19 protein-coding genes are annotated in these 26,080 nt (G+C 63.2%); 6 read left to right on the top strand and 13 right to left on the bottom strand.

All coding sequences use genetic code 11. The features are described 5' to 3' along the window. The first annotated feature begins 338 nt into the window (after positions 1 to 338). On the top strand, positions 339 to 1,121 hold the full coding sequence (locus ACVKN3_RS01165; protein WP_354513050.1) for a DUF3592 domain-containing protein: 783 nt from the start codon (positions 339 to 341) through the stop codon (positions 1,119 to 1,121). A 151-nt stretch (positions 1,122 to 1,272) separates the two neighbouring features. Here ACVKN3_RS01165 and ACVKN3_RS01160 read toward each other — a convergent pair whose 3' ends face one another. From ACVKN3_RS01160 to ACVKN3_RS01125, 8 genes are all read right to left on the bottom strand, one after another. Further along, positions 1,273 to 2,034, bottom strand: coding sequence for a hypothetical protein (locus ACVKN3_RS01160; protein WP_354513052.1), 762 nt, complete (start codon positions 2,032 to 2,034; stop codon positions 1,273 to 1,275). Between the two features lie 270 nt (positions 2,035 to 2,304). Beyond that, on the bottom strand, positions 2,305 to 4,212 hold the full coding sequence (locus ACVKN3_RS01155) for a peptidoglycan-binding domain-containing protein (RefSeq protein WP_354513054.1): 1,908 nt from the start codon (positions 4,210 to 4,212) through the stop codon (positions 2,305 to 2,307). Positions 4,213 to 4,215: 3 nt separating this feature from the next. Continuing rightward, on the bottom strand, positions 4,216 to 4,980 hold the full coding sequence (locus ACVKN3_RS01150; RefSeq protein WP_354513056.1) for a hypothetical protein: 765 nt from the start codon (positions 4,978 to 4,980) through the stop codon (positions 4,216 to 4,218). Positions 4,981 to 5,219: 239 nt separating this feature from the next. Next, positions 5,220 to 6,008: a hypothetical protein gene (locus ACVKN3_RS01145; RefSeq protein WP_354513058.1), complete on the bottom strand. Its 789-nt coding sequence runs from the start codon at positions 6,006 to 6,008 to the stop codon at positions 5,220 to 5,222. Between the two features lie 663 nt (positions 6,009 to 6,671). Continuing rightward, positions 6,672 to 7,034: a hypothetical protein gene (locus ACVKN3_RS01140; RefSeq protein WP_354513060.1), complete on the bottom strand. Its 363-nt coding sequence runs from the start codon at positions 7,032 to 7,034 to the stop codon at positions 6,672 to 6,674. After that, positions 7,021 to 8,388, bottom strand: coding sequence for a hypothetical protein (locus tag ACVKN3_RS01135; protein WP_354513062.1), 1,368 nt, complete (start codon positions 8,386 to 8,388; stop codon positions 7,021 to 7,023). The genes ACVKN3_RS01140 and ACVKN3_RS01135 overlap by 14 nt, the downstream gene beginning before the upstream one ends. After that, positions 8,385 to 9,296: a DMT family transporter gene (locus ACVKN3_RS01130; protein WP_354513064.1), complete on the bottom strand. Its 912-nt coding sequence runs from the start codon at positions 9,294 to 9,296 to the stop codon at positions 8,385 to 8,387. The genes ACVKN3_RS01135 and ACVKN3_RS01130 overlap by 4 nt, the downstream gene beginning before the upstream one ends. Beyond that, entirely contained in the window at positions 9,293 to 10,228 is a 936-nt protein-coding gene (locus ACVKN3_RS01125; protein ID WP_354513066.1) for an alpha/beta hydrolase, read from the bottom strand. Before ACVKN3_RS01125 ends, ACVKN3_RS01130 begins: the two co-directional genes overlap by 4 nt. 211 nt (positions 10,229 to 10,439) lie before the next feature. Between ACVKN3_RS01125 and ACVKN3_RS01120 the strand changes: the two genes are divergently transcribed. The 3 genes from ACVKN3_RS01120 to ACVKN3_RS01110 all read left to right on the top strand — a co-directional run bounded on the left by ACVKN3_RS01120 (position 10,440) and on the right by ACVKN3_RS01110 (position 15,214). Continuing rightward, the gene (locus ACVKN3_RS01120) at positions 10,440 to 11,336 is read left to right on the top strand and encodes a LysR family transcriptional regulator (protein ID WP_354513067.1); all 897 of its coding nucleotides are present in this window, start codon (positions 10,440 to 10,442) and stop codon (positions 11,334 to 11,336) included. Positions 11,337 to 11,525: 189 nt separating this feature from the next. Beyond that, on the top strand, positions 11,526 to 13,457 hold the full coding sequence (locus ACVKN3_RS01115) for a M61 family metallopeptidase (protein WP_354513069.1): 1,932 nt from the start codon (positions 11,526 to 11,528) through the stop codon (positions 13,455 to 13,457). Between the two features lie 107 nt (positions 13,458 to 13,564). Next, positions 13,565 to 15,214 carry a hypothetical protein gene (locus ACVKN3_RS01110; RefSeq protein ID WP_354513071.1) on the top strand — a complete coding sequence of 550 codons (1,650 nt, stop codon included), beginning with the start codon at positions 13,565 to 13,567 and terminating at the stop codon, positions 15,212 to 15,214. Positions 15,215 to 15,217: 3 nt separating this feature from the next. Here ACVKN3_RS01110 and ACVKN3_RS01105 read toward each other — a convergent pair whose 3' ends face one another. After that, entirely contained in the window at positions 15,218 to 15,592 is a 375-nt protein-coding gene (locus ACVKN3_RS01105; protein WP_354513073.1) for a nuclear transport factor 2 family protein, read from the bottom strand. A 151-nt stretch (positions 15,593 to 15,743) separates the two neighbouring features. Between ACVKN3_RS01105 and ACVKN3_RS01100 the strand changes: the two genes are divergently transcribed. Beyond that, the gene (locus tag ACVKN3_RS01100) at positions 15,744 to 16,136 is read left to right on the top strand and encodes a MarR family winged helix-turn-helix transcriptional regulator (protein ID WP_354513074.1); all 393 of its coding nucleotides are present in this window, start codon (positions 15,744 to 15,746) and stop codon (positions 16,134 to 16,136) included. Positions 16,137 to 16,297: 161 nt separating this feature from the next. After that, positions 16,298 to 17,932 (top strand): NAD(P)/FAD-dependent oxidoreductase, encoded by a 1,635-nt coding sequence (locus tag ACVKN3_RS01095; RefSeq protein WP_354513076.1) that lies wholly within the window; start codon positions 16,298 to 16,300, stop codon positions 17,930 to 17,932. 49 nt (positions 17,933 to 17,981) lie between these two features. Here ACVKN3_RS01095 and ACVKN3_RS01090 read toward each other — a convergent pair whose 3' ends face one another. The 4 genes from ACVKN3_RS01090 to ACVKN3_RS01075 form a co-directional block, all read right to left on the bottom strand. Then, entirely contained in the window at positions 17,982 to 19,538 is a 1,557-nt protein-coding gene (locus ACVKN3_RS01090) for a tryptophan halogenase family protein (protein WP_354513078.1), read from the bottom strand. A 112-nt stretch (positions 19,539 to 19,650) separates the two neighbouring features. After that, a complete protein-coding gene (locus ACVKN3_RS01085) occupies positions 19,651 to 22,092 on the bottom strand; it encodes a TonB-dependent receptor (protein ID WP_354513080.1) in 2,442 nt (813 codons plus the stop codon). A gap of 234 nt (positions 22,093 to 22,326) precedes the next feature. After that, a complete protein-coding gene (locus tag ACVKN3_RS01080; RefSeq protein WP_354513082.1) occupies positions 22,327 to 24,954 on the bottom strand; it encodes a glycoside hydrolase family 3 protein in 2,628 nt (875 codons plus the stop codon). 72 nt (positions 24,955 to 25,026) lie between these two features. Then, on the bottom strand, positions 25,027 to 26,040 hold the full coding sequence (locus ACVKN3_RS01075) for a LacI family DNA-binding transcriptional regulator (RefSeq protein ID WP_354513083.1): 1,014 nt from the start codon (positions 26,038 to 26,040) through the stop codon (positions 25,027 to 25,029). Positions 26,041 to 26,080: the final 40 nt, after the last annotated feature.

The following is a 26,080-nucleotide window of genomic DNA, read 5'->3' as shown; positions in this document are numbered from 1 at the left end:
CGCCGTTTGGTGTCGAAGAAAAGCTTTCCGGCGGAAGTACCGCTTGGATGGTCGGAGACGGATCCAATTTCGCGCCCAGCAGCGCCGGTTTCATGATCAATTACCGCGTCGATGACCTGGAGTCCCTGCTAGCCGCACTCCGATCGGAAGGATGTGATGTGCTGGACCATGCCGAAGACTCGGAATATGGAAAGTTCGGCTGGGTCATGGATCCGGAGGGAAACAAGGTCGAGCTTTGGTAACCGTTGGCGGGACAATAAATCCGGGATAATCGACGTGTTCCCGCCTGGCGCCGCCCCTTAGGGCAGGGGACGTCGGACCGACGATGGAGTATGTATATGGCCGAACGCGTTCTTGCCCCGGTGGCCAGAGGGGTCACTTTCACCGTCTTCGGACTGATCGCGATCTTGTTCATGGCGGTGGCTGGGCATGTTGCCTGGTCACGCGTCCAGTTCCTCACGCATGCCGAGACAGCAGAGGGCGTCGTTGAGGCAATCCCGTACGGCGGATCGCATCCGACGATCGCGTTTGTCACGGGGGCAGGTGTCCGCGTTCGATATATGCAGGGCGGCATGATTGCCGGCTTCCGACCTGGCGACGTGGCTCGGGTGCATTACCTGCCAGAGTCTGCAGGGGTCGATCCGGTCGTGGATCATTGGGGAGCGATGTGGGGAACGTCCGCGCTTCTGGCAGGCCTATCCCTGTGCTTCGCGGGAGCCAGTGTGCAGGCTTACCCGCGGCGACGCGGGATCTCCAGTGGCCTCCGCATGAAACAGCCCAGCGTGCCCACGCCCGAGTCATCTTGGATCACGATCGGCTCGATGAACCAGTCCGAGAGCGGCCATCACTATTATCTGTTCCACCTCGATTCGCGCCGGCCTGAGAAGCCATTCTGTTTCGAAGAGTCAGTGGGTGGTGGCCCTTACTCCGGCGGTGGCGCGATTGGTTTGGCGCGCTCGGAGCTGGAAGGCTGGAGCGGCAATTGGCGGGAACATGTGAAACGCGCCGGCTGTGAGTGGGTCGTTCCCATCATTGAGGCAAGCCAGGATCAGCAGGCGATCGTTGCTGAAATTGCGCGCGAGTCCAACCGATTAAAGCGTGAGCGCCCGGATGATCGCTAATTCGGGAACTAGAGTCACGCTTACTACATTTTTGAGCTGGAAGGCCACCGACCTGTCCCGGGCGCCGATGAAACCTCTCCAGCACCACGGCTGCGCTGGCCTGGGTCGCGTGGCCACAGAGTGACACCTCGACGGGGTCAGGGGCAGGAGACTATGGCGCTGCGACCCATGGCGAAGTCGCGTCGGGTTGGATCTTCTTCTCTAACTCGTTCAATGCGCCTTGGAGGTGCATGTCTATGGCGTCGAGTCGGCTCTTCGCTATGGACGAGGTCCAAGTTAATACGTAAAAAAGCAACAGCGCGAAACCAAACAGCCAGTCGACCACCGATAAGTGTCCGCCCTCAAGCAATTGACGGCCCTGAAAATAGATAGCGACAAGGACGGGAATGATGCCCAGCGTAGGAATGGCGCCGGCCAGCATGGGAAGCTTCTGCGCATAGCGTTCCCGTCGAAAGGCGGCCATGGAAGCGTATTTGCGGAGTCTGTCCTCGGGTTGTTCCATGAGCCAGGTTCGAAGCGAGAAATGGTAGTCGAAATCATGATCGAGCTGCTTCGAAAGCTCTTCCATAGGTCGGAACATCGTTCGGAATTCGCCGCGCGTCATCCACATACTCATCGTCAGTCCGACCACTTCTACGACAAGAAATGCTAGAAGCAGGATAGCTTGGGTTCCGCCGTCGATGGGCAGCCGGGGTATGCCCAGCGCTGCCAAATACGAAAGCGCCGCGATGGTAATTGCGATGCGCGACCACTGACGCGAGCTCTGTGTCGGCGCGTCGTAGTCCGGCATCGTTGACAGCCGCTGGTTCAGGGACTCAAAGGTGAGTAGCTCGGGAGTTGGGTCGACGTTCGGCAAGATGCAGTCCGTGTGAGCAGCGCCGGGTTCGTTCGTTGGGAAGGTCACCGATTCCATGCGAAGTCCATGTTGTTGACGCCGCGCGCTTGGCGGCTGTTGGCCAAGGACTATAGCGTTCGGTCGTCGTGCGCTGGAGTGGAGGCAGAGGCTGGTAGCGCTTCGAAAACGAGCTAGGGCCCGTGAGGGCAAGGGTTTCCCGAAAGGTGGCGGCCGATCCCAGACAACACACATGTTCGCATAATGTATATTATGTAAAATTGTAGGCGTCGCCAGCGAAGATGGTAGCGATGAAAGCGAACCGCGCCGGATCGCTCCCGCGCGGCGCGGTCAGCGCCCAAGCCCCGGTGCGGCCTGCTGCTGGTTCTGCGCCAGCGCCCGTTCGGCGGCCGATTGCTGCTGGGCCGCCTCAAAGCGCTCCATCGCCTGCGGCCACTGGCCGCCGCTCTGCTCCATACTCGTATTCGCCGAGGCCGTCGGGACGTTCGTGCGCAGGTCGGCGAGGTGATCGCGCTGACCCGGCGGCGTCTGCACCGCCCACATGCGGCTACCGTCTTCGGACAAGGCCACTTGATCGATACGTTGTAGCCCGTCCGAGCGCGCCTGTACCACGAGCGCGGAAGCGATCTGGTCGCTTTGCAGGTCGGGGGTGCGCCCGAGTTGGCGATCGATGACATGGACCTGGTCGCGAGCCTGCTGGAACATGGCGTGATCGGGATGATCCGGGTCGTCGAGGCGTCCTGGTACCTGCGCCGCGGTGGCCGTCTCCGTCTTCGCTCGGACCTGGTCCGCCAGGACCCTCAACGTATCGTTGCCCGCCACGCCATCGACGTCGAGCTTGCGGTCCTGCTGGAATGCTTCCACCGCCGCTTTGGTCGTCGAGCCGAACTTACCGTCCGGCGTGACGGTGTTGTCTAGGTAACCGAGGGCGGCCAGCTTCGTCTGCAATTGCTCCACGTCGGAGCCGTGCGCACCCTGCCTGAGGACAGCATGGTCACCTGGCTTCGGCGCATCCTGTTTCGGCTCTCCCTGCTTCTGTGCGCCCTGCCCGACGACATGCAGCAGATCGCGGGTGTGCCCGTCTTGGGTGATCTTCAGGTCGCGGGAGTGGTCCTTGTTGCGCTGGAGGCTCAGGTCGGATCGCGACAGCTCAGACCATTTCCCGTCGATGTACGACCGTCCGTGACCGTCCATGTCCCACTGGACCAGGTCCTTACCCTGCGCGTAGTAACCGCGCGAACGCTTGCTCGCCGGGTCGCCATGGCTATGGGATGCGCCCTTGTCCATGTCCTGCACCAGTCCACGGCCCTGAACCGGATCGATAAAGATGCCTTTCACCGTGCCGTATTGCGCAGCGAGATCCGGATGCGCCGCGTCCTTCGCGAGGGTCGTGGGATTGACCAGCGGATTGGCCAAGACGGCGTCCCATGCGCCCTTCAGTGGACCGTCCGCGCTGGCGTTCTTCATCGCGTTGAACGTGTCCGCGCCCTTGAGCGCCTCGTCACGGCCGGAGTGGAAATAATTCGGGAACTCGCCAACCTTCGATTTCAGGCCGTCGAGACTCGTGATCTTGCCGTCCTGGATACCCGTGATCAGCTTGTCGCCGTAGGCATCACCCTGATTATAGGCTTTGGCGACTACCGCGAAGATCCGTGCCTTGTCCTCGGTCGAAGCCTTCTGGTACAGATCCGTGTCTTTCAATGGCTCGGCGACACGGTCCATCAACTTGTTCACTTGCGTGACATCGCGTTCGTGGATGAACGTCTTGCCGGCATCGGTCGCCAGGTATTCGTTGAGATGGGATTTGAACGTCTGGTCGATATCTGGACCGCCGGCCGGCATTAACGATGCCGGGATGTCCTTCTTCTTCTTCTGGTACTGCTTCAGGTGCGCGTCGAAATTCGCGTCGCGGACATGGTTGCCGTCGCGCCCGAGGTCGGCGGACATCTTCGCCTGCTGCTCGTCCGTGAGTACCCAGTCGGGATGGTTTTCCTTCGCCCAGCCCTGGTAGGCCGCCACCAGCTGGCGTGCATCCGCCGGATGGGCGCCGAAATCGGTCTGCAACGTGCCGATGGTGTAGCCACTGTTGCCCACCGGCTGAAGATTGACGTTGCCGGCGGCGTCGCGCACCGTATTGCCAGCGAATGCCAATCGGTAAGACGCGTCCTTACCTTCCGAGCTGACGCCGATACTGAAGTACGCGACCGCTCGAAGTTCGTTATCGGTCAGATCCGCCATGCCTTATTCCGCCTTGCAAGAGAGCTGCGGTGATGACGGCAGGCCGAGCGCCTGTGCCACGTATTCCATCGTATCGCTCGCTCCTTTGGCCTTCGCTTCGTCGATCGCCGCCTGGAGTCTGGCTTTATCCACCACGCGCAAGGCCGGTGCGTCACCGGCGGGACTGAGGTCCGCCTTTTTCAGCCTGAACACGAAGCACCCCTCGACGGCCAAGAAAGTGCCATCGTCGAGGTCCAGCGCCGAGGTGATGTTCGACCAGTATTTCCCCTTCGGACAGGCCGACGCGGACATTTCCTGGTGATAGATCGGGAACTTGTGCCAGGCGTCCGCGCCGCCGGGCGACGGCGTCGCGGCGATGAAGCGAGAGCCGCAGTAGGCGGCCGATTTCTTCACGTAGATGCTGTCCGCCCCCAGGTCCAGCCCGGGCAGCGACGCTGACGACGCACCACCGGAAAAGGCGAAGCCCTTGCCGACGGCCACATGCGAAACGCCCTTTGCATCGGTAAACGAGGCGGACTGGTGCCCGTCGGCTTCGAGCGCGACGTCGACCTTCATACGTTCGCCGGTGAAGAAATCCATCGCCTCCACGTGCGCGCCACCCTTGGATTCCGAGACGACCCACGCGCGCAGCGTGCCGTGATCGTTCTCGACGAACATCGAGGCGCCGTTGGGGAAGGCGCGCTGGGCCACCGTGCTGGCGGGCCAGCGGGCTTCGCCTGACGCCAGGGCCGCCGAACAGAACGGGATGGCGAGCATCCCCAGCGACATGGCGATTCCGAAGGGGCTCGCGGACTTTCTCGAAGATCGGGTTGCAGACATCACGATGGGTTCCTGGCTATAGACGAATGGCCCCGCGTGGCGGTGCCCTGCCCCGCACCCCATGATAGCGGTGAAGGGGTTTATCGCAATGCGGAATCGTCAGCAAAACCTGGAACACGCAGGGGCTCCCCCGCTCGATGCTGTAAGCCATGACATGCCCGCCGATGGCTGCGTTGGTTCGCCAAGTCTCAAGGCGTGGGTTCGTACCTGAGCAACTCCGCACCGTAAAAATAGTTTCCGTAGTACTCGGCTGCCCGATATTCCGGGTGTGCTTCAAAGTCGATGTAAGGAGCTGCGCAGTAAGGGCATCGGAATGGATTGGTGTATCGGAAGCGTGTGCCATCCGGTGCAAGCGGAAGCGCAGCTTCCAGCGCGGCGAGATCAGACGGGTTCGGTGTGGACAAGGGGGCCGGACAGCCGGGTACGCGATCGCTCACCGTCAGCGTATGCTTGCCTGAGTCCGAGTAGAAGTAGCCCGCCTGGCTGAACCCGGCATGGAAGGAGCGTATGTGGAACGACTTATGACAGTCGTCGCACTCGCACGAGAGCACAATGTCGGATCGTGTTATCTGCTCGTTGAAGTGCAGTCCCCTTGCAAAGAGACCTTTGCCCCGGAAATCCGTATTTTTCACCTCCGCGCCGGAGAGAAAAAAGGGCTGAAAACGGATACCCGTGGCTTCCCCTCGATCGAAGGCGTGCGGATCGAACGCGGGTGAATCGGTCACCACGCAGTCCACTTGGCATCCAAGACCACCATGGACCCGAACCGAAAAGTGATACCACCCGGCGTTCGGGCCCAACGGGTGCTCGTGAACCACGCCCTGGCGGTCGATGAATTGAATCATGCCGCCGGCCTCGATCTCCATCGAGGGCGACTTTTCGCAAGGTAGCTCCGGCTCGTCGAACCTGGCGATTTCCTTACCCTTCACTTGCACGGATAGAAGTGGCTGGTGCTTCTTTTTGAGAATTGAAAACACGGCTTTCCTTAGAAGAGAAGCATTAAAAAGCTGCCTCTTTTACTACATCGGGCAGGAATCCACCAAATTCCCATGCGCACATGTGTCCCTGTCTTCGACCGCCGTTACAACGACCAGCCTGCCCGATAGTCCCGCCGCGCAGCGTAGTCAAACGGCGACGTCGTCTCCCCTCTGCCCTTGCACGCATCCACCCAGTTCATCTCATGGACGGCAACCATTACCTCGAATCCGCACCTTGAATGATAGTCCTCTACGCGAATGATTGGTGCACCGCCTTGGCGGCTGACGCCGTGTCAATCCGCCAACGGTAGCCTCGTCTAGTGCTCGTTGAAGGACGGTCAGAGCTCAGCAATGAGATGTGTCGCTTAATTATGTCGCGAAGCGCCGTTCTGCCCCTAAATCGTGTCGCAAACATCCAAGTCTGGCTTAGCGCATCAGCTGCGACCGTTTAATAATTAGATATGCATCCAAGGGTTTCATCTAAATTCAGCCTTTGCGACAGAATTAGAGGGTTACCGACATCCCAGTTCGACGTTGAAGCCCCTAGGGTCGCCACCACCGACAGATCGTCAAAGCCGCGAGGTACGACTGGCCGAAATCCGGGTGCCAGCGGAACATTGTCCCGCCGCGGCGGCATTGCTGGCCGCTGGCCCATGTCGGGAATCATTTGCAATCGGCCGAAGTTAAACCTCCGCGCACCCCCCACCGGAATGCCTCGACCTTCCTGTCGCTGTGTGGGTCATAAGCAATCTGAAAGCGCTTGCCCTTTCGACTGACGTCCAGCTGCACAGGCTTATCGAAACGACTCTGTTGGGCAATGAGGTCGACAGCTGTCATGACCTCATCGCCTGGCTGCATGCCCGCTGCTTCGGCATGCGAGCCCGGCTCAACGTCCCGGACAAAGGATCCCCGCCCCGTGTCCCGCCACGAAAAACCGAGATCGTAGATACCCGTCTGGATGGGTTCGGGTTGCAGGCAATCGCCAAAGGAACCCGAGACGGGCTGCAGTAGCTTACCGTCCCGCATGGCGCTCCAGTCCTGGACGGCCCAGGGCGCCCACCTCGTGGTTCAGGAGGTCCAACCACGTGCTGTCAGTGGCGGGCGCGCCCTTTTCTATACGAGCGGACATTGCATTGACGAGGTGCAGGACATCGACCTGCAAGCCGCGGGACTTCAACTGGGCATCCAGATTGGCGAAGTAGAGTGCACCGCGTGCGTAGGGGAGCATCCACGCCCCGTTGCCCGCCCACTTGATGGCCGCAGCGTCCTTCAACGAAACATCGCGATGTGCGTTGGTGTAGTACTGAGCGGCCCGGGCATTCACCTCGTCCTGGTATTGCTGCAACGAGTAGAGACGCGCATGGAATGGAAGCACTGTCGACATATAGTCAGCCAAGCCTTCGGTATACCAGTCACCCTGGGAATCGTCCGTATCGCTCAGTCCTCCTGCAAAAGCGTGGACCATCTCGTGAGCGATCAGGTGGTGGATCTGCTGTGAATCGGGTGGTATCGCCGGCGGCAGGTAGAGAAGGAAGGATCCGACATCAGCTGAGCCGCTGGCGATAGGGCCGCCATCGTACGAGCGGATCATGAATCGAAAAGGTGCGTTAGAGGGCGCCAGGAATGCACGGCGTTCGGCTTCATAGGCTTTTTCACTCCAGACGGCCGCCCTGAGCAGCGCCTCACGGGATTCGCCAAGGGCGAACATGCTGAAGCCCTCGGCGCGAGCAGGCGTCGGATAGGTTTGCAAGGGGCCTGCCAGAAATGACGCCTGCTCCAGATGGTTCATGTCGGTGCTCAACTGAGCATTGCCGACCGACAGCGTGGAGACGGCTTGCTGGCCGCGCGGCAGATGCCAGCGTAGTTTCAGCTCGATGGGGCCTTGTAGCTCGGGTAACAAAAGCAGGCTGACAAATGCTCCCGATATGCCGCCGCCGGCAGCCTGGAGGTCGTGATGAGGTCCGCGCTTCACAGGTAATGGCAGGGCCACTGGCACGAAGTAACGGACGTGCAAACTGCCCTTGACGGGACGCGACGGTTCCCAGACCTGCCACGTGCGATGTCGGATCTGTATGCGCTCGGGGGCCGCCATGGCCAGCGCACCGGCCGCATCGGCCACCTCAAGCTTTGTGACCTGGTCGGTGTCGCGGACGAGGGATGGTTCCAATGTATCGAAACGTAGCGTCGAGGACGGGTCAGATCCCACGGCTCGCTCAAGCACGTACGACACGCCCATCCCAGTGGCGCCCGCTGGTTCCACTCGCGGAGTGAGATCGAGCACTAACGTGTTCTTGCTTGCCGGCGCCGCATATGCCCGAGGCGACAGCCATACCAACATGATCACCGCCGCCACCATAAGATCAAGCAACTGACGCTTCATTCCTCTTTCCTCGAAACGCGCACCATGAGCGTCACGCCAGCCAGCGCGACACCGGCCGAAAGAAGCTTTGGCAAGGTCAGCCGCTCGTCGAGCAACAAGGCCGAAAGCAGCAGCGCGACGACGGGTGCGGCATAGTTGAAGGTATTGGCTATTGTCGGGGAAACCTGGGCATTCACGGCGAGGAAAACCGTGTAGCCCACTAGCGTGCTTGCAATGACAAGGAAGGCCAGCGCCGACCAGGCAGAGGCCGGTACCTCACTCATGTCGATCCGACTGAACATCCCAGTCGTCCCCCCCGCGATCGCGAGAATCAACGCGGTAGTAACTAATTGGGTTGCCAACGCGACGACGGGATCCGCAGGTAGGCGCAGTCGCCTCGCCCACAGTGACCCCGCAGCCCAACTCGCCGACGCGGCGAGTGTGAGCGCGGCGCCCAACGGGTGGAAACCGCCGCCGGTATAGGTGAAATAAGCCATCAGGGCGAGCCCGGTGAAGCCAAGTGCAATCCCGCAGACCTCGCGTCTGCCCAGGGGTTTACGCAGGATGGCCCACGAGAACAGCGCCAGAAAGATCGGTGCGCTCGATCCGAACACGGACGCCACGCCAGCCGGCAGCAGATGCGTTCCCATAAGCGCAAGCGTCTGGCTGCCGAGCAGCATCACCAGGCCGAGCCCCGCTGCAGACGCCAGTTCCGAAGCGTGCGCTGGAAGTAGCCGCCAACGCCACAACGCCAGCGGAAGAATCAGCGCCGCAGCAAGACCGAAGCGCATCGCGGCTAGGACGATCGGAGGTATCGCGTCGCCGCCCACCTTGAAAGCGACAAAGTTGGCGCCGTTGTAAAACCATTGGTAGCCGACCGCAGACGCGACGAGCACCCGACTCCGTGCCCAACCGGCGTGCACGCTCATACCGCCGTGAGCTTTTTGCTCTCGAGCCAGGCACGTAGGGCGAACGTGAGTTCGGTCTTGCACTCAAGCGGTAGCCAATGGGCGCCGGGCAAATGGGCAACGGTAAGGTCGGCGCAAGAGCTACGCATCGGGTCGCCCAGGTGGTTGCCGTTGATACTGTTCATTTGGTCATAGTCCCCATTGACGAACAGTACGGGCAGCGACAAGCGACCGCCGTCAGATGCCTTGGCGGCATAGGCGATGTTGGCCTCGTCATTCAAATACCACGCACACGGCGCTCGGAAACCGTGCGCATCGAACGCGCGCACCAGGGTTTCGAAATCGGCCAGCGGCCAGAGAGCTCGATCAAGGTCGGTGGGAGGGGCCCGGTGCGCGCCACCAAAGCGCCCTCCGTTGCGCGTGACCGTCGCGTTCGCGGCAGGCTTGGCGATCTTTTCCGGGTCGCCCGATCGATAGATCGACGCGAGGGATGCGGCCTTGTCCGCATCCAGATCGGCTATGGCTGATGCAAAGTTTGTCGTGTAGTAGCGGTAATAGTCCCACTGGCCGTCCGGATACCGGTCGGCTGGATAGATGGTGCGGTCGACCAACGGGATCAGCGTCTGCAATGCGTGCCCCGCAGGGAAATAAGGCACCGAGACCAGTACGGCGCCGCGGCTGCGCGCGGGCTCGTGCGACACCAGCGATCCGACAGCTACGCTACCCCAGTCATGGCCGATCCAGATGGCAGGCTCACAGCCAAGATGGTCGTGAAGCTCCCTCATGTCCGCCACCACATGCTCGAGGGCATAGGCACCGCTCTCCGCAGGCATGGAAGAGCCTCCATAGCCTCGCATGTCCGGGGCGATACAGCGCCACCCGCTTTCAGCGAATTCGTCGAGCTGAACTCGCCAGACCAGGCTGAGCTCTGGCCATCCATGAAGGAAGATCATGAGGGGCCCGTTCGCGGGACCCTTCTCGAGATAGTGCGTCGTATGTCGAGCCGTGCTGAACGTGCGCGAAGCCAATGTAGACAAAGCTGTTCCCCGTCTGTTTAGGGCCTGGACCCAGGTCGGAACGCTTAGGGATTGTATAAACGGAGGCCCTTTGCCACTATCCGCCTAATCACTCATGGGGCTGTAACTAGAACTTACAGATCGATCGATGCGATTGAGGGATTCACTGGAGGGCGTCGCCGTGTTCGTAGCGGCTGCGGACGCGTGTAGCTTTTCCGAGGCGGCCAGGCGCCTGGGCATCTCGCCTTCCGCCGTGAGCCAGGCCATCAGTGCGCTCGAAGAGCGGCTCGGCGCCCCACTCTTCCGCCGTTCCACGCGCAGTTTGAGCCTGACGGATGTGGGCGACGACTATCTGCGCACGGTGGCGCCAGCGCTCGCGCAAATCAAACAAGCCGCAGAAGTGGCCTCCGGCCGAGGTGGACATCCGACGGGCCCACTGCGCCTTACGATGCCGCGTGCGCCGTTCGATCTGGTGATTGCTCCCCTATTAGCGGCGTTCCAGGACAACTATCCTGGCGTGAGCCTCGAGATAGCCGTCGACGCGCGCCTGGTCGATATCGTCAAGGAGGGCTACGACGCAGGACTGCGTTATGGGAACTGCATCGATCAGGACATGGTTGCCAAACAGGTCGCGCCCACGTCAGACGCGATCCTCGTTGCGTCGCCGGCGTATCTGCGCGCACGCCCCGTGCCAGCCACGCCGGCCGATCTTCTCGACCACCGTGTCATAGCATGCCGCAGCCAAGGGACTGGCGTCGTCATACCGTGGACACTTCAATCCGCTGGAAAGACCGTACAGGTTGCTCCGCCTCTGGCAACTATCGTCCACGACCTTACTTCGCAGATCGATCTGGCCGTCAGGGGGCTAGGTATAGTCAATGCGCCCGTCGCCATGGTGGCCGACCTCCTCGCAGAGGGACAGTTGGCACGAGTTCTGCCCGAATGGTCCAGCCAAATGGCAGAGCTTTACCTCTACTTCCCAAGTCGCCGTCATCAGTCGGCCGCCTTGCGGGCTTTTGTCGAATTTCTGGGGCGTGCGCTCTGATGGGCGGTGCCGAAGCCATCCGAGACGACGTTCCCTAGTCGGGCGATAGGGACGACATAGAAGCGACGGCGACGGCGAAAGCGGGTCCGGTGGACGTCCTCGTCGTAAGCTTCGGTAGGACATGCCGTGGCGCTATCGCCTTGCGCCCGGTGATAATGCGGGCAAACCCGCCCCCGCCCAGAGCCCTCCATGCCCATCGTCAGTCGTAAGTTCTCGCGCCTCTCCACGGCGCTCGCGGTCGCGCTCGGTGTGGGCAATGTGCATGCTCAGCAGGCTGCTACGGACCAGGTGCCCGCACTGCAAGACGTGCAATATGTCGGCACGGTATCGCTCAACGTTGATGTCAGCGACACGGCGCAGGGCATCTTCCGGGTCCACGAGTCCCTACCGGTACAGGCAGGCGCGCTGACCCTGCTGTACCCGCAGTGGATTCCCGGCGATCACTCGCCGACGGGTCCTGTGGCGATGCTCGCCGGTCTCAGGCTCAGTGCCGACGGCAAGCCGCTTCCTTGGGTGCGCGACAAGTACAACGTCTACGCTTTCCATGTCGACGTTCCTGCCGGCGTATCGACGCTCGATGCCGAATTCCAGTACCTGTCCGAACGCGCGGACGACGCGGACTTCGAGATCACCGACCGCATGATGTACATGGAGTGGAGCAAGGTGGCGCTCTATCCGGCGGGCTACTACACGCGCGGCATCACGTTTGCGCCCAGCGTGAAACTACCGCATGGCTGGAAGGCGGCCACGGCGCTCGAGACGGCCGCGACATCGGGAGACACCACCACCTTCAAGGCAGTGACCTTCGACAACCTCGTCGACTCGCCGGTATACGCCGGCCAGTACGTGAAGCGCGTGGCCCTGAACCCCGGCGATAAAGCGCCGGTGTATATGGACGTCTTCGCTGATGAGCCCAAATATCTGGAGATGTCGGCCGAACAAGTGGCAGTGCATCGCAACCTGGTGACACAGGCCACGAAGCTGTTCGGTTCGCACCACTACGACCACTACGACTTCCTGTTCTCGCTGTCCGATCAGCTGGCCGGCAACGGCACCGAGCACCACCAGTCCAGCGAAGACGGCCTGGGCGCGGATTATTTCACTGCCTGGAACGACAACGCGTCCGAGCGCGACCTGCTCGCCCACGAGTATGTTCATTCGTGGAACGGCAAGTTCCGCCGCCCCGCCGACCTGTGGACGCCGAATTTCAACGTTCCCATGGGCAACTCGCTGCTCTGGGTCTATGAGGGCCAGACGCAATACTGGGGCTTCGTCCTGACCGCCCGCGCAGGCATGTGGACGCCGCAGGAATTCCGGGACGGCCTGGCGATGGTCGCCGCCAACTACGATCGCAACCGCGAGGGTTTCCAGTGGCGCTCGCTGGAGGACACCACCAACGATCCCATCGTCGCGCGCCGGGCTCCCCTGCCCTACCGTAGCTGGCAGATGAGCGAGGACTACTACAGCGGCGGGCAGATGATGTGGCTTGCCGTCGATGCGAAGTTGCGCAGCCTGACGGGCGACAAGCGCTCGCTGGATGATTTCGCACGCGCGTTCTTCGGGGTCGACAATGGTAGCCACGTACCGAAGACCTATAACTTCGACGACGTGGTCGCTGCGCTGAACGATACGGCAAAGTACGATTGGGCGAGCTTCCTCAAGGCTCGTGCATACAGCCTCAATCCGCCGCTACAGGATGGCCTTGCAGGTACCGGCTGGAAGCTGGTGTACGACGACAAGGAAAGCGCGTTCGAGAAGGCCTATGACGGCCGCCCGGAAATTTCGCGCCACCTGTTGAACTTCACGTGGTCGATCGGCCTGACGATAACGGGCAGCGGCAAGATCAACGACGTGCGCTGGGACGGCCCGGCTTTCAAGGCAGGGGTCAGTACGGGCGCGACCATCGTCGCGGTGAACGGCGTGGCGTATTCGAAGGATGTTCTGAAAGACGCGATCACGTCCGCGAAAGACAGCAGTCGCGAGATCGCACTGACACTGAAGTATCAGGGGAGTTTCCGCACGGTGTCCGTGGGCTACCACGGTGGACTGCAGTATCCGCACCTGGTGCGGGTGCAGGGCACGCCGGACTACCTCAGCGAGATCATTGCGGCGAGGAAGTAGACGGATGTACGGCAGCGGCCCGTGCAGGCCGCTGCCTGCGATAAGGCGAGGTCCAGCGGCGACCCCGAAGAAAGCATGCAGAAAACCTGGGTACCTAGGATGCACGCATGTTTTCGCGCATTCGCCCCTGGTATGGAACTGTCGGACGTTGTCTGGGCCTACTGGCCCTGCTCGTCCTGCGCGTGCTTTGGCTCAGGGCGTACCCGCTCAATTCCGACGAGCCACAGCACGCGCACGTGGCCTGGAGCATTGGCCAGGGCGACCTGCCCTATCGCGACGTCTTCGATAACCACGGGCCGCTCTTCAGCGCGATCTACGCCCCGCTGATGCATGCCATGGGTCCGCGGTCGGACATCCTCGAGTGGTTGCGACTCGCGGTGGTGCCCTGGTACCTCCTTGCGCTGGTGGCTACCTGGTGTCTGGCCCGTCGGCTTTATTCCCGTGGTATCGCCGATGCCTCCGTGGTGCTGGCTGGCCTGACACACGCCTTTTTCATCAAGATGGGCGAGTTCCGCACGGACGATCTTTGGACGGCGCTCTGGCTTTGCGCACTGGCCACTGCGGTACACGCGCGGGGGCGGGCCTCCCGATGGGCACTGGCCGGCTTGCTGCTGGGTGCGGCATTGTCGGTATCGCAGAAGACGCTGCCTCTTTCGTGTGTCGCCCTGCTCGCCGCGGCCTGCGTCTGGGCCATCCCATGGCGTAAGGACAGGCGAGCTCTGCTGAAGGGCGGCAGCGCCCTGCTGGCGGGTTGCCTCGTCGTGCCTGGTGCGTTCGCTCTCTATCTCGCTACACAGCATGACCTCGGGCCGGCGTGGTACGACCTCGTGGCGTACAACCTGTCTGCTACCGGGCGCGCGGCACACGCCGATCACCGTCTGGTCTACGGGATGCTGGCCGTCGCGGTCGCCATGGCGACCACGACGTGGTTGCGGCGCGTCGATCCCGGTGATGCGCCGACACACTGGCGTATCTTCCTCGGCATCCATGGGCTTTTGTTCGCTTCCTTTATCTGGCTGGTATGGCCGCTGCCCACGGCACAGGACTTCCTGCCGGTGATACCGACGATCTTCGTATTCCTGATCGGCCTGGTCGGCCTGTTTGGACGATCGGCCGCATGGCCGCGATCGCACGCGGCAGCCCTCGTGGCCGTGCTGGCCGCGGTGGAGATCGTCTTGCTGATCGAGCAGGCACCGCCCTGGCGCGACACCCTCGCCTACAAGGAAGGGCAACTGCGCACCGTGCTTGCCTGTACATCGCCCGACGACACCGTCATGGATGCCAAAAGCGGTGCCATCTTCCGCCCGCGGCCGTACCACACGGTGCTGGAAAGCATCGCCCTGCAGCGCTTCGAACGCGGGCTCAAGGCGGAGGACATCGTGCCCGCGCTGGTCGCGCACCGCACCATGACGGTGATCGTCGACCGGCTCCCGCCAGCGACCCGCGCCTTCATTGCGCAAAATTACCTGTCCGGCACGGCGAACGTCTTCATGGCCGGGAAACAGCTGGTCGGTCGCGATTTCGATGTGACGTTGGCGGGCACCTACACCGTGACCGACGGCGCGTCTGAGGTCGCCGTCGTCATCGACGGCCGGCCGGCCGCGTCACGCTGGCAGCTATCCGAGGGACATCACTCACTGGATACACTGTCGCATAGTGCCCTGGACCTGGTGTGGAGCCCGGCATGGATGGGAGGCTGGCGGCCCGTCGCTACCCCAGGCTCGTTTCCACCGGTTCTGGCAGGCACGCGCACCTGATCCTCATGCCGCGTCGGCGATATCGAAGCGGCTGACCTTGCCTTGCGTGAAGTGGAACACGTGACCCACGGTCTTGTCTTTCAGCCCGTGGGTCTGGCCTTCGAGAGGATTGCCTTGCAGATCGCGGATGGTCTGGATGACCCGCACCACGATCGCGCCGTCGGCCGATTCTTCGAACGAAACCGGCTCGACGTGCGCGCGGACCATCTGCCATTGGCCCGTCCAATACGCGCGCACCGCGTCCTTGCCGTGCTCGTGACCGCCGTCCATGCCGTTGGCCCACGCCACATCGTCGGTCAGCTTGGCGAATAGGCCGTCGATGTCACGCGCGTTGAAAAGGGTATAGATGTCACGCAGTGTCTGGATCGGATCGCTCATCGGGTTCGCTCCTGGTGAATTTACATATGGGCATATGTATTGAGCTACTCTGCACCCTGGCACGGCGTTCCGCAAGGCAAACATGATGCATAAAGACGTACTTTCCACGCCGGGACACCTGATCTCACTGGCGGCGCGGGGCTTCGCCCGCTTGAGCGAAGCGCGGCTGAAACCGATGGGCTTCGGCGTTGGTCACATCCCCGTACTGATCGCGCTGGCAACCGGAAAGGCAAGGACGCAGCGCGACCTCGCCCGCTTCGCGCGCGTCGAACAGCCACCCATGGCGCAGATGCTCACACGGATGGAGCGCGACGGTTTGATCCGACGCACGCCCGACCCGGTGGATGGTCGCAGTAGCCACGTCGTGCTCACGGCCCACGCCGAAGCAAACCTGCCGGACGCTTGCGAGACGCTCTTCGCGGGAAACCGCGAAGCGCTGGACGGCTTCAGCGAAGCCGAACAAGCGCAGCTGGTCGCGTTGCTGGGCCGCCTGATCGTCAACCTGGACAAGATGACCGATACGGAGTCCTCCGGGCGTCGGTAGCCTTTCAATACGCCATGGAAAAAACGACATGCCTGCTGGCCGCCACGCGTCCCGTCCGCGCCCTTCCCTATCGGCCAGACCCTCCACCGCACTTAAAATGCGTCGCTCGGCGCCCCTTAATGCGAAAATAGCCGACCGCCCCCCCTACCCCCCTCGCCCCCATGATTCGACTCACCGACATAAAGCTCCCGCTCGACCACGCCGAAGGCGCCCTCGAGGCGGCCATCCGCGCCAGGCTGGCGCTCGGCCAGGCGGGGCTGCTCGGCTTCACGGTCTTCCGCCGGGGCCATGACGCACGCAAGCGCGGCAACATCCAGCTGATCTATACGCTGGACGTCGAGGTGGCTGACGAGGCTGCCCTGCTCGCGCGGTTTGCCGAGGACAAGCACGTGCAGCCCTCCCCCGACACCAGCTATAAGTTTGTGGCGCAGGCGCCGGCCGGTCTCGAGCAACGCCCTGTCGTGATCGGGCTTGGGCCGTGCGGCCTGTTCGCGGGGCTGCTGCTGGCCCAGATGGGCTACCGGCCGATCATCCTCGACCGGGGCAAGGCGGTGCGGGAGCGTACGGTCGACACCTGGGCCCTGTGGCGCAAGCGCAAGCTGGAGCCGGAATCGAACGTGCAGTTCGGCGAGGGTGGCGCGGGCACGTTCTCCGACGGCAAGCTGTACAGCCAGATTTCCGACCCGCTCCACCACGGCCGCAAGGTGCTCACGGAGTTCGTGAAGGCCGGCGCGCCGGAAGAAATCATGTACGTCAGCAAGCCGCATATCGGCACCTTCCGGCTGGTGACGATGGTGGAAGCCATGCGCGGGACCATCGAGGCGCTGGGCGGCGAGATTCGCTTCAACCAGCGCGTCGACGACCTGCTGGTCGACAGCGCCGCCGATGGATCCCGGCAGATCCGGGGTGTGGTCCTGGCCAACGGCGAACAGTTGCTGAGCGATCATGTCGTACTCGCGGTGGGGCACAGTGCGCGCGATACGTTCTTCATGCTGCACGACCGCGGCGTGTACATGGAAGCCAAGCCGTTCTCTGTCGGCTTCCGCGTGGAGCATCCGCAATCGATCATCGACAAGGCGCGTTTCGGGCCGCAGGCGGGTCACGACCTTCTCGGCGCCGCAGACTATAAGCTGGTGCACCACTGTAAGAACGGTCGCTCGGTCTACAGCTTCTGTATGTGCCCGGGCGGCACGGTGGTGGCTGCCGCGTCCGAGCCGGAACGCGTGGTGACCAACGGCATGAGCCAGTATTCGCGCAACGAACGTAACGCGAACGCTGCGATCGTCGTGGGTATCGACCCCAAGGACTTCGCCGCCTTCGACGACAGTGGCAGTCCGTTGGCCGGTATCGCCTTGCAGCGTGCGCTCGAATCGCGCGCGTATGAGCTGGGCGGTCGCGATTACAGCGCGCCGGCGCAGTTGGTCGGCGACTTCATCAAGGGCACGCCTTCGATCGACTTCGGCACGGTGCAGCCTTCCTACAAGCCCGGGGTGCACCTGACCGATCTCACGTCTGCCCTCCCCGACTACGCCATAGAGGCCATCCGCGAAGCGCTGCCGGCGTTCGATCGCCAGATCAGGGGCTTCGCCATGAACGATGCGCTGCTCACGGGGGTAGAGACCCGGACCTCGTCACCGGTGCGTATCCGTCGCGGCGAGGACTACCAGAGCCTCAATACGCGCGGGCTGTTTCCCGCCGGCGAAGGCGCGGGTTATGCGGGCGGCATTCTTTCGGCAGGGGTCGACGGAATTCGCGTGGCGGAAGCGGTGGCCAGGAGTATCAACGGGGCTGCCTGATACCGTCACATGGGGTGCCCTTGAAGGGGTACAGCTCGTACCGGATCGGCTACCGCTGGTGATGCTCACGACACAGCTGCTCAACCAGCGCACGATGGTCCGGTAGATCGTCCAGTGCGCGCGTGGCCGCCTGCTGGATCATCGCGAATTCCCGTCGCGCTGCGTCCATGTGCGGATAGGCGCTGAGCATGGGCTCCAGGTCGGTCTGGAACTCCATGCCGTACAGGATGTACTGCCAGCTGGACGGCATGAACATTTCCAGGTCGCTGACAAAATCCAGCCGGTGCGGCGGTCGGTGCTTCCACATCGCGAGCTTTTCCTGCAGGGTCCGCGGGATGCTGGCGGCGTCGCCATTGTCGATCCAGAACGAAGAGTCACGCCGCTGGCTCAGGCAGTAGTGCATCTTGATGAAGTCGATGATGCGATCGTAGCGGGCCACCATCATTTCGTTGAAATGCCTTGCGGCGCCTTCCATGTCGTCCGTGTCGACCGGCAACAGGTGCGTGAGCAGGTAGGTCGCCAGTTCGACCAGTGCGATGCCGGTGGATTCGAGCGGCTCGACGAACCCGCCGGCCAGACCCACGGCCACGCAGTTCTTGCGCCAGTGCTCGGGACGGTATCCCGTCTCGAATCGGATGTGCAGCGCCTTCAGTCCCTCCCCCGCCGTGCCCACGTAGCGCCGGAAGACATCTTCGGCACGGTCGTCGGTGGTGTGCCGCGACGAATAGACATAGCCGGTGCCACGCCGCTTCTGCAACCCGATATCCCAGATCCAGCCGGCCTCCTGCGCCGTGGAGATGGTGTACGAAGGGATCGGCGCATCAGGCGTCTCGTAAGGCACCTGCATGGCGACGGCGCGATCGGCGAACAGGACATCCGCGCGGCTGCGAAAGGGTGACTGCATCGTGTCGCCGATCAGCATGCCACGCAGTCCGGTGCAGTCCACGTAGAGATCGGCGGTGAGATCGCCCTCCTCCTTCGTCACCACCCGGGCGATGGCGCCATGATCGTCCAGCTCCGCGCGCTCCAACGTGGCCATGTGCCGAACCACGCCGAGGGTCTGCTGGCCATGCTCGGCAAGCACACGCGCAAAGCAGGCGGCATCGAAGTGGAAGGCGTGATTCATCGGCCCCTGGTAGTCCGGGTCCCTCGCCCGCCTGGGCGCACGCGAGTGGTCGACCAGTGTGGTTTGCATGGAAACGGCTTCGGCAAACGACATGCCGTCCGGCGCAGCACCGAGCAACCAGTACGGCAATAACTCAGGCCCACCGGGACGCTGGCTGGGTGCGTTGAACGGATGAAAGAAATGGTCCGGTCCGGGCGCGCCCGGCGGCCGTACCCAGTGGCGATAATGGATACCCTGCTTGTACGCCGCCGTGGCACCGACCAGGAAGCGGCGTTCGTCCAGACCGATCGCCGACAACGTCCCGCGAATCGAGGGAAAGGTGGCCTCGCCTACCCCCAGCAAGCCGATGTCGGGCGACTCCACCAGATGCACCTGCACGCTCCGCGGATCGACCGCGTTGACCGCCTTGGCCAGGTAGCAGGCCGTCAGCCAGCCGGCGGTGCCTCCGCCGACGATCAGCACTTTCTTCAGGCGCGCCATGGGGTTTCCCTGCTGATACGGCCGGATGGAGATAAAGAAAGGCCGGGCCACCACAGGCGGACCCGGCAAAAAAGCCACTCAGGGGAGACTGAGAACGGCAAAGCCAGCTAACTCAGAACCAGACGCCCAGCTGCACACCGTAGGTCCGCGGCGCGAGGTACTGCGATACGTACTGCAGCGAGCCGTCGGCCATCTGGAAGCGGCCGGCGCTGGTGCGGGTCTTCTTGTCGGATACGTTCTGCACGTAGCCGTTGACCCACCACTTGTCGCCCGGTTCGCTGTAACGCAGCGACAGGTCGCCGCGCACGTAGGCCTTCTGCTGGTCCCCGGAACCCAGGTTGAAATAGCTCAGCCACTGCGCGCTCTGGTACTGCGCGCTGACCCGGGGCGTGAGCTTGCCACCGTTGGCAAGGTGGAAGGTGTGCTCATAGATGCCGGTGAGCGACACGTTCGGTGCATGTGGCAGGTCGTTGCCGGTGACGTCCAGGCAGCTGGCCAGGTTGGATGCCGGCGGGCATGCCGGCAGGCCCTGGTAGTCGTTGGAACCGGCGTACATCAGTTTGCCCAGCTCCTTCTTCGGGATGGCCGAGAAGATCAGGTTGAAACGGTCGTCCTTCTGCTGATAGGCCAACTCCGATTCGATGCCGAACACCTTGGTGCTGCCGCCCACGTTGGAGAAGCCCAGGCCGTGGTTGCCATCGGGGTAGATGATGGGCGCGGACAGCTGGAAGTTCTTGAAGTCTTCGTAGTAGATCGCCGAGTTCCACGTCATGTGGCCCTCGAGGAAGGTGAACTTGGTGCCGACTTCGTAGTTGGTCAGCGATTCGGGCTTGTACAGCGTGCCCGCGTCCTGCGTGCCACCCGATTTATAGCCGGTGGAGACGCTGGCGTAGAGCAGGCCGTTCTCGCTGACGTCGGTATCCAGGCGCACCAGCCAGGTCGGCTTGCTCTTGCTGTACTTGGCCGTGTTCCGCTGCGAGACGCTGAAACCGTTCGACGGGTCCGGATACACGTCCGGCGAAATCGGCACCTGCGGTACGGTCGGGTCAGCGGCCCAACCCCAGTTGATACCGCCCTTGTTCTCCTTCTCATCGTGCGACCAGCGCGCACCACCGGTGAGGCGCCAGTGGTCACTCAAGTGCCAGGTGGCCTGACCGAACAGCGCATACGACTCCACCGTTTCCTTCGGCTGGATGAAGGAGCCCTGCCAGCTGACCGTACCGTAGCGCGTACCGTTCATGATGGGGATGTCGAAGCGTATGTCGTTGTCTTCGTAGCCGTAGTAAGCACCGAGGATCCAGTCCACCGTCTGCGGCCCGACGGACTTCAGGTTGATCTCCTGGCTCCAGCTCTTGTACTTCGAGTCGTTGGTCCGGTCGTCCTGGTACACGCCGTTGGTGGTGAAGCTGGTGGGCACGCTCACGCCGACGTCCTGGTCGAAGTCGCTCTTGCCGGAGTAGCGGTTATAGCCGGCGATATAGCTCAGCTGCATGCCGTCGCTGATATTCCAGTCCATGCGGCTGCGCAGTGTCTTGGACGTACGGTCCAGGTAGGGCGCGGTGTCGATCAGCGCCGACCAGAAGTCCTGCCCCTGACGCGGCGTCTGCATGAGGCTCATGCTGGGCGTGCCGCGATCGGCGAAGTACTCGTACGACAGGTTCCACTTGAACGCGTCGCTGGGCTGCCACAAGGCACTGACGCGGGCGGCGGACTGGTCCTGCGAGCTGTACTTGTCGCCGCCCTGCACGTACTGGCCCGGGTCGATCGGCCGGAAGTTGGCCAGCGTGCCGCCGGAGATCGGCGACGCCAGATAGGCCTGTTGCTGCTGCGCAACGCTGGGCAGCTGGCCCGACGGTTTCTGGTAATCGACGTAGCCGTCGTGCTGCTCGTGCACCACGGCCACGCGCATGGCGAAGGTGTCGCTGATGGGCAGGTTGAAGGCGGCGCGCGCGCCGGCCTGGTTGTAATTGCCTGCGCCGACCTGTGCATTGCCGTAGAAACCCGCGCCGATGTCCGGCTTGGCCGTCTGGAAACTGATGGCGCCGGCGGTGGAGTTTCGGCCCCATAGGGTGCCCTGCGGGCCGCGGAGCGTTTCGACGCCTTCCATGTCCAGCAACAGGCCCGACGCCGCCTCGGCACGTGGCGCGTAAATGCCGTCGACGAAGGTGGCGACCTCCGGATCGGCGTACTCGGTCTTGGCGCTGTCATTTCCGATACCACGCAGGGTCAGCGTCACAACGCCGTGGTCACCCTGGGATGTGCCCTGCAGGCCCGGTACCAGCTTGGTGAGGTCCTGCACCGTCATGACGCGCTCCCGATCAAGCGTGTCGACGGTGATCGCGGTGACGGCCACCGGCGTTTTCTGCAGCGGCGTCTCGCGCTTGGTCGCCGTGACCGAGACAGCGTCGAGGTTCTGTACTTTCTTTTCGGCGGCGCCGGGCGCGTTGGACGGCGGCGGCGTTTGCGCGGTCGTATCCTGGCCCACGGCAAATGCCGTGCCCGGCGCAATGACGAGCGATATGGCGACGTACAACAAAGTGCGGTGCAGATTCATCTGGCTCTCCCCATCAATCGTTCGGATAAGTCACGAAGGTCCCCTACTCCCTCCGGCACGCCATCGATCCAGAATGACAGCGCTGTCATCGAGAGATAATAGAGTGCCGTGGCGATGAATGCTTGCCGCAAGGCAGCACATCATCCAGGCAACGACAAACTCAGGCTACGCAGACTCGCGCGATGCTCGCGGAGCCTTTCCATCGGCGGATATTGGTGCAAAGCGGATAGAACATCAGGGTGTGCCGCTCCCGTGGGCGGGGCATGACAAGGTCCGGTCCGCCACCGTGCCTAGCGACACGTCGGTGATGGCGACCTTTCCACCCGAGTGGCTGGACCACTCGAACGGACGATCGATCCTGCCCATGTTGGCGCCGGCGTCTCGGAAGCATTTCAACGGGATGCCGATGCGTAGCCACTGCCCCTTGGGCAACGCGGCAAGCTGGCTACCGATGGCTACCTGGCCGCCACAGCCGGCGCCACAGCCGATGCCGATGATCGAGGTGTCCCCGGGTGAGAGGGCGTCGACGCGCAACGTGGTCACCAGCAGGACATCGCCGTTGGTCTCGCGCTCCACGTCCATGGGCGCGGGTGCCACCAGTGCGATGCTTGCGGCACCGGTGCCGCTGCCGGACCAGCTGAGGCTGCGCGCGTCTTCCTGTGCCTTGTAGTCGAGCGCACCGATACGCAGACTGCCGTCTGCCGTGGCGGCCGTTGTGGCGGCGACATCCATGGCCACGCCGTTCGCCCCGGTCAGGCGCACGACGACATCCTGTGACGGCTTGCCGCGGGTGAAGTAAACGCCGGCCTGTTGGCTGCTCAGGGTGATCCCCGGATCCTCGGACAACGTGGCCGTCTTCCGGGGGGCTGCATAGGTCAGGCCGAAGCCGTAGGGAAACTGCGGCTGCTCGCCCCGCGCCCCGGCTGCCGACAGGCCCTGTATCGCACGGCGTGGCCACGTATAGGACAACGTGCCATGGAAGTCGTGCGCGATACGGCCATCACGACTACGCAGCAACACATCGGCGATGCCCTCCCCTTCGCTGCCCGGCAGCCAGGCCACCACGAAAGCGTCGGCGGCGTTGATCTCGCGGTTCATCCACAGGGGGCGTCCGGTCAGGAACACCGCGACGACCGGCACACCCTGTCCGCGCAGCTTGCGCAGCAGATCGAGGTCGCGATCGTTACCCGGGCGATAGGCCAGGTTCGGCCGGTCGCCCTGGAACTCGGCGTAGGGGTCTTCGCCGAACACCACGATGGCGACGTCGGGCTTTCGCGTGAAGTCTCCATCTACAGACAGTTCGGCGCTGCCACCCGCAGCGCTTACCTGGGCCTTGATGCCTGCCCAGATGGACGTGGCTCCCGGGAAATTCGCGTTGGTCTGGCCCGTTCCCTGCCAGGTCAACGTCCAGCCGCCATTCTGTTTGGATATATTATCGGCGCCGTCGCCGGCGACCAGGACATGCTTGCGCGGGTCGATCGGCAGCACCGCACGGTCGTTCTTTAGCAGCACCAGCGATTCGCGAACGGCCCGCCGCGCCAACGCTCGATGCGCAGGGTTCCCGATCACCTCCGTGGACCTGACGGCCCATGGGTTGGTCGATGGCGCACCGGCCTCGAACAGGCCCAGGCGCATCTTGACCCGAAGGATGCGCGTCACCGCGTCATCGACGCGGCGCATCGGGATCACCCCGGATTTCACCTCGGCCAGCGTGTTTTTGTAGAGCCCCTTCCACGAGTCGGGCGCCTCCAGCATGTCCAGCCCGGCGTTGTACGCCACGGGGCAATCTTCGTTGGTGCAACCGGGCACCTGACCGTGCGCGTTCCAGTCGCCCAGCACGATGCCGTCAAATCCCATGCGCCCCTTCAGCACGTCGGTGATCAGCGGCTTGTTGCCGGCCATCTTGACGCCGTTCCAGCTGGAGAAAGAGACCATGACCACCTGCACACCGGCGTCGATCGCAGGTGCATAGCCTGCCGCGTGGATGTCGCGCAGCGTCGACTCGCTGATCCGTGCGTCGCCCTGGTCCTTGCCATCCTGGGTGCCCCCATCGCCGAGGAAATGCTTGGCGGTGGCGATCACGTGTCCCGAGTCGAGGAATTCAGGCGTACCCGCCTTGCCTTCCAGGCCGCCGACCATCGCCGAGGCGTATTGCGCCACCAGTGCAGGATTCTGGGAATAACCCTCGTACGAGCGGCCCCAGCGCACATCCTGCGGCACGGTCAGCGTCGGGGCGAATGTCCAGCTGATGCCGCTGGCACGCAGTTCCCGCGCGGTAACGGCGCCGATGTCGTGGATCAGCTGCGGGTCGCGCGTCGCGCCCAGCGCCGAGTTTTGCGGAAACAGCGTGCTGCCGACCAGGTTGTTATGGCCATGCACGGCGTCGATACCAAACAGCACCGGGATTGCCGGCCTTCCGCTCGATGTGTCCATGGACGCGTGGTAGAACGTATCGGCCAGCGCCTGCCACTGCTTGCCATCGGGATACGGCTGTCCTTCGGGCTTGGAGTTGCCACCGGCCAGCACCGAGCCCAGGCGGTACATGCGTACGTCGTCCGGCGTTACGTATTTGATGTCGGCCTGGATCATCTGGCCGACCTTGTCTTCGACCGACATGGTCGCCAGTAACGCCTTCACCCGGGCTTCGATCGCGGGGTTGGGCGGCAGCGGCGACTGCGCTTTTGGCCATTGTTCCGGGTGTACGGACGCGGCATCGCCAGCGACGGCCGGAACGGTGGTCAGCAAGGCGCCTGCCAACGGCAGCGCGGAGGAAAGACGTCGCAAAAACAGGCTCGATCGCTGCAGCAATGGCACGTCAAGGCTCCCGGCTGGCGTACCGGTGGCACGCTTGTAGAAGCGCATCCTGGCAGAAATGACAGCGCTGTCAATTTGCTATGCAGCATACGTTTCCGGCCGGGCGCTCCGACGAGTACTTCAGGGCGCGGCGGAGGTGGAGCCGCGGATCTGCAGGGAGAAGGGAATCTGCACCAGCTTGCCCGTGCCTTGACTGCGCAGGGAGTTCAGCAGTTGCTCGGCCGCGATCTTCCCCATCTCGCGACTGGGTTGCTGGACGGTGGTGAGCGCGGGCCACAACTGCCGCGACAGCGGCGTGTCGTCGAAGCCGCAGACCGACAGGTCGTGCGGCACCTTCAGACCGTACTCGCCCGCCGCCCACATGACGCCGGTGGCCATGTCGTCATTGGCCGCGAATACCGCCGTCGGCCGGTTGGCCAGCGAGAACAGTTGCCGCGCCGCCTCTACGCCGGAGCCGAACGTAAAGGCGCCCTGCACCACCAGCCCCGGATCCTCCGGCAGGCCCGCGGCGTCCATCGCCTCGCGATAGCCCGCAAGTCGCCAACGGCTGGCACCGTGGTCGGCGATGCCGACCACATGGGCGATACGTCGGTGTCCCAGCTCCAGCAGATGCTCGACGATCGCGCGCGCGGCCTGTTGCTCGTCCATCGTTACGCCTAGGGCCTTGCCGCGCTTCTGCGGCGACACACTGGCATAGGGCACGTCGCGTTCGCGCAGGCGTTTCAGCAGGGGCGCGTGGTCGGTGATCGGAGGCGTCAGCACGACGCCGTCAGGATGGTGGTCCGAAATCAGCGCGTCGAAGCGACGGATGAAATCGCCATCGCGCATGCGCAGTGGCCGCACCATCATGCTGTAGCGATGCGCGTCACAGGCCTCGAGCACGCCGTCCTGGATTTCGGCCAGATAGGTCGAGGACGGGTTGTCGTTGTTGTCGTAGAGCATCGCCACCAGGAACGAGCGGTTGCCCGCCAGGCTGCGCGCCGACGGGTGCGGGCGATAGTCCATCGCTTCCATGGCCGCGCGCACGCGCTCGCGCGTGGCATCGGTCACGTTGGCCTCGTCGTTGAGAACACGCGACACGGTCTTGGGCGATACGCCCGCCGCGCGCGCCACGTCTTCGAGGCGTACCCGCATGGAATCTCCGCTGTCACCGCACTGGCGGCTGACTATGCCG

Source organism: Luteibacter sp. PvP120 (assembly GCF_054055715.1).
The sequence above is the reverse complement of the archived record's forward strand: the minus strand, read 5'-3'. Positions and strand labels throughout refer to the sequence as shown.

What these genes read in the sequence shown, in the direction of transcription:
- ACVKN3_RS01160 (WP_354513052.1), bottom strand. Translation starts at nt 2,034, where the DNA reads ATGGAATCGGTGACCTTCCCAACGAACGAACCCGGCGCTGCTCACACG.
- ACVKN3_RS01110 (WP_354513071.1), top strand. Translation starts at nt 13,565, where the DNA reads ATGTTTTCGCGCATTCGCCCCTGGTATGGAACTGTCGGACGTTGTCTG.
- ACVKN3_RS01080 (WP_354513082.1), bottom strand. Translation starts at nt 24,954, where the DNA reads ATGCGCTTCTACAAGCGTGCCACCGGTACGCCAGCCGGGAGCCTTGAC.
- ACVKN3_RS01095 (WP_354513076.1), top strand. Translation starts at nt 16,298, where the DNA reads ATGATTCGACTCACCGACATAAAGCTCCCGCTCGACCACGCCGAAGGC.
- ACVKN3_RS01155 (WP_354513054.1), bottom strand. Translation starts at nt 4,212, where the DNA reads ATGGCGGATCTGACCGATAACGAACTTCGAGCGGTCGCGTACTTCAGT.
- ACVKN3_RS01115 (WP_354513069.1), top strand. Translation starts at nt 11,526, where the DNA reads ATGCCCATCGTCAGTCGTAAGTTCTCGCGCCTCTCCACGGCGCTCGCG.
- ACVKN3_RS01120 (WP_354513067.1), top strand. Translation starts at nt 10,440, where the DNA reads ATGCGATTGAGGGATTCACTGGAGGGCGTCGCCGTGTTCGTAGCGGCT.
- ACVKN3_RS01140 (WP_354513060.1), bottom strand. Translation starts at nt 7,034, where the DNA reads ATGCGGGACGGTAAGCTACTGCAGCCCGTCTCGGGTTCCTTTGGCGAT.
- ACVKN3_RS01090 (WP_354513078.1), bottom strand. Translation starts at nt 19,538, where the DNA reads ATGGCGCGCCTGAAGAAAGTGCTGATCGTCGGCGGAGGCACCGCCGGC.
- ACVKN3_RS01130 (WP_354513064.1), bottom strand. Translation starts at nt 9,296, where the DNA reads ATGAGCGTGCACGCCGGTTGGGCACGGAGTCGGGTGCTCGTCGCGTCT.
- ACVKN3_RS01165 (WP_354513050.1), top strand. Translation starts at nt 339, where the DNA reads ATGGCCGAACGCGTTCTTGCCCCGGTGGCCAGAGGGGTCACTTTCACC.
- ACVKN3_RS01085 (WP_354513080.1), bottom strand. Translation starts at nt 22,092, where the DNA reads ATGAATCTGCACCGCACTTTGTTGTACGTCGCCATATCGCTCGTCATT.
- ACVKN3_RS01150 (WP_354513056.1), bottom strand. Translation starts at nt 4,980, where the DNA reads ATGTCGCTGGGGATGCTCGCCATCCCGTTCTGTTCGGCGGCCCTGGCG.
- ACVKN3_RS01105 (WP_354513073.1), bottom strand. Translation starts at nt 15,592, where the DNA reads ATGAGCGATCCGATCCAGACACTGCGTGACATCTATACCCTTTTCAAC.
- ACVKN3_RS01125 (WP_354513066.1), bottom strand. Translation starts at nt 10,228, where the DNA reads ATGATCTTCCTTCATGGATGGCCAGAGCTCAGCCTGGTCTGGCGAGTT.
- ACVKN3_RS01135 (WP_354513062.1), bottom strand. Translation starts at nt 8,388, where the DNA reads ATGAAGCGTCAGTTGCTTGATCTTATGGTGGCGGCGGTGATCATGTTG.
- ACVKN3_RS01075 (WP_354513083.1), bottom strand. Translation starts at nt 26,040, where the DNA reads ATGCGGGTACGCCTCGAAGACGTGGCGCGCGCGGCGGGCGTATCGCCC.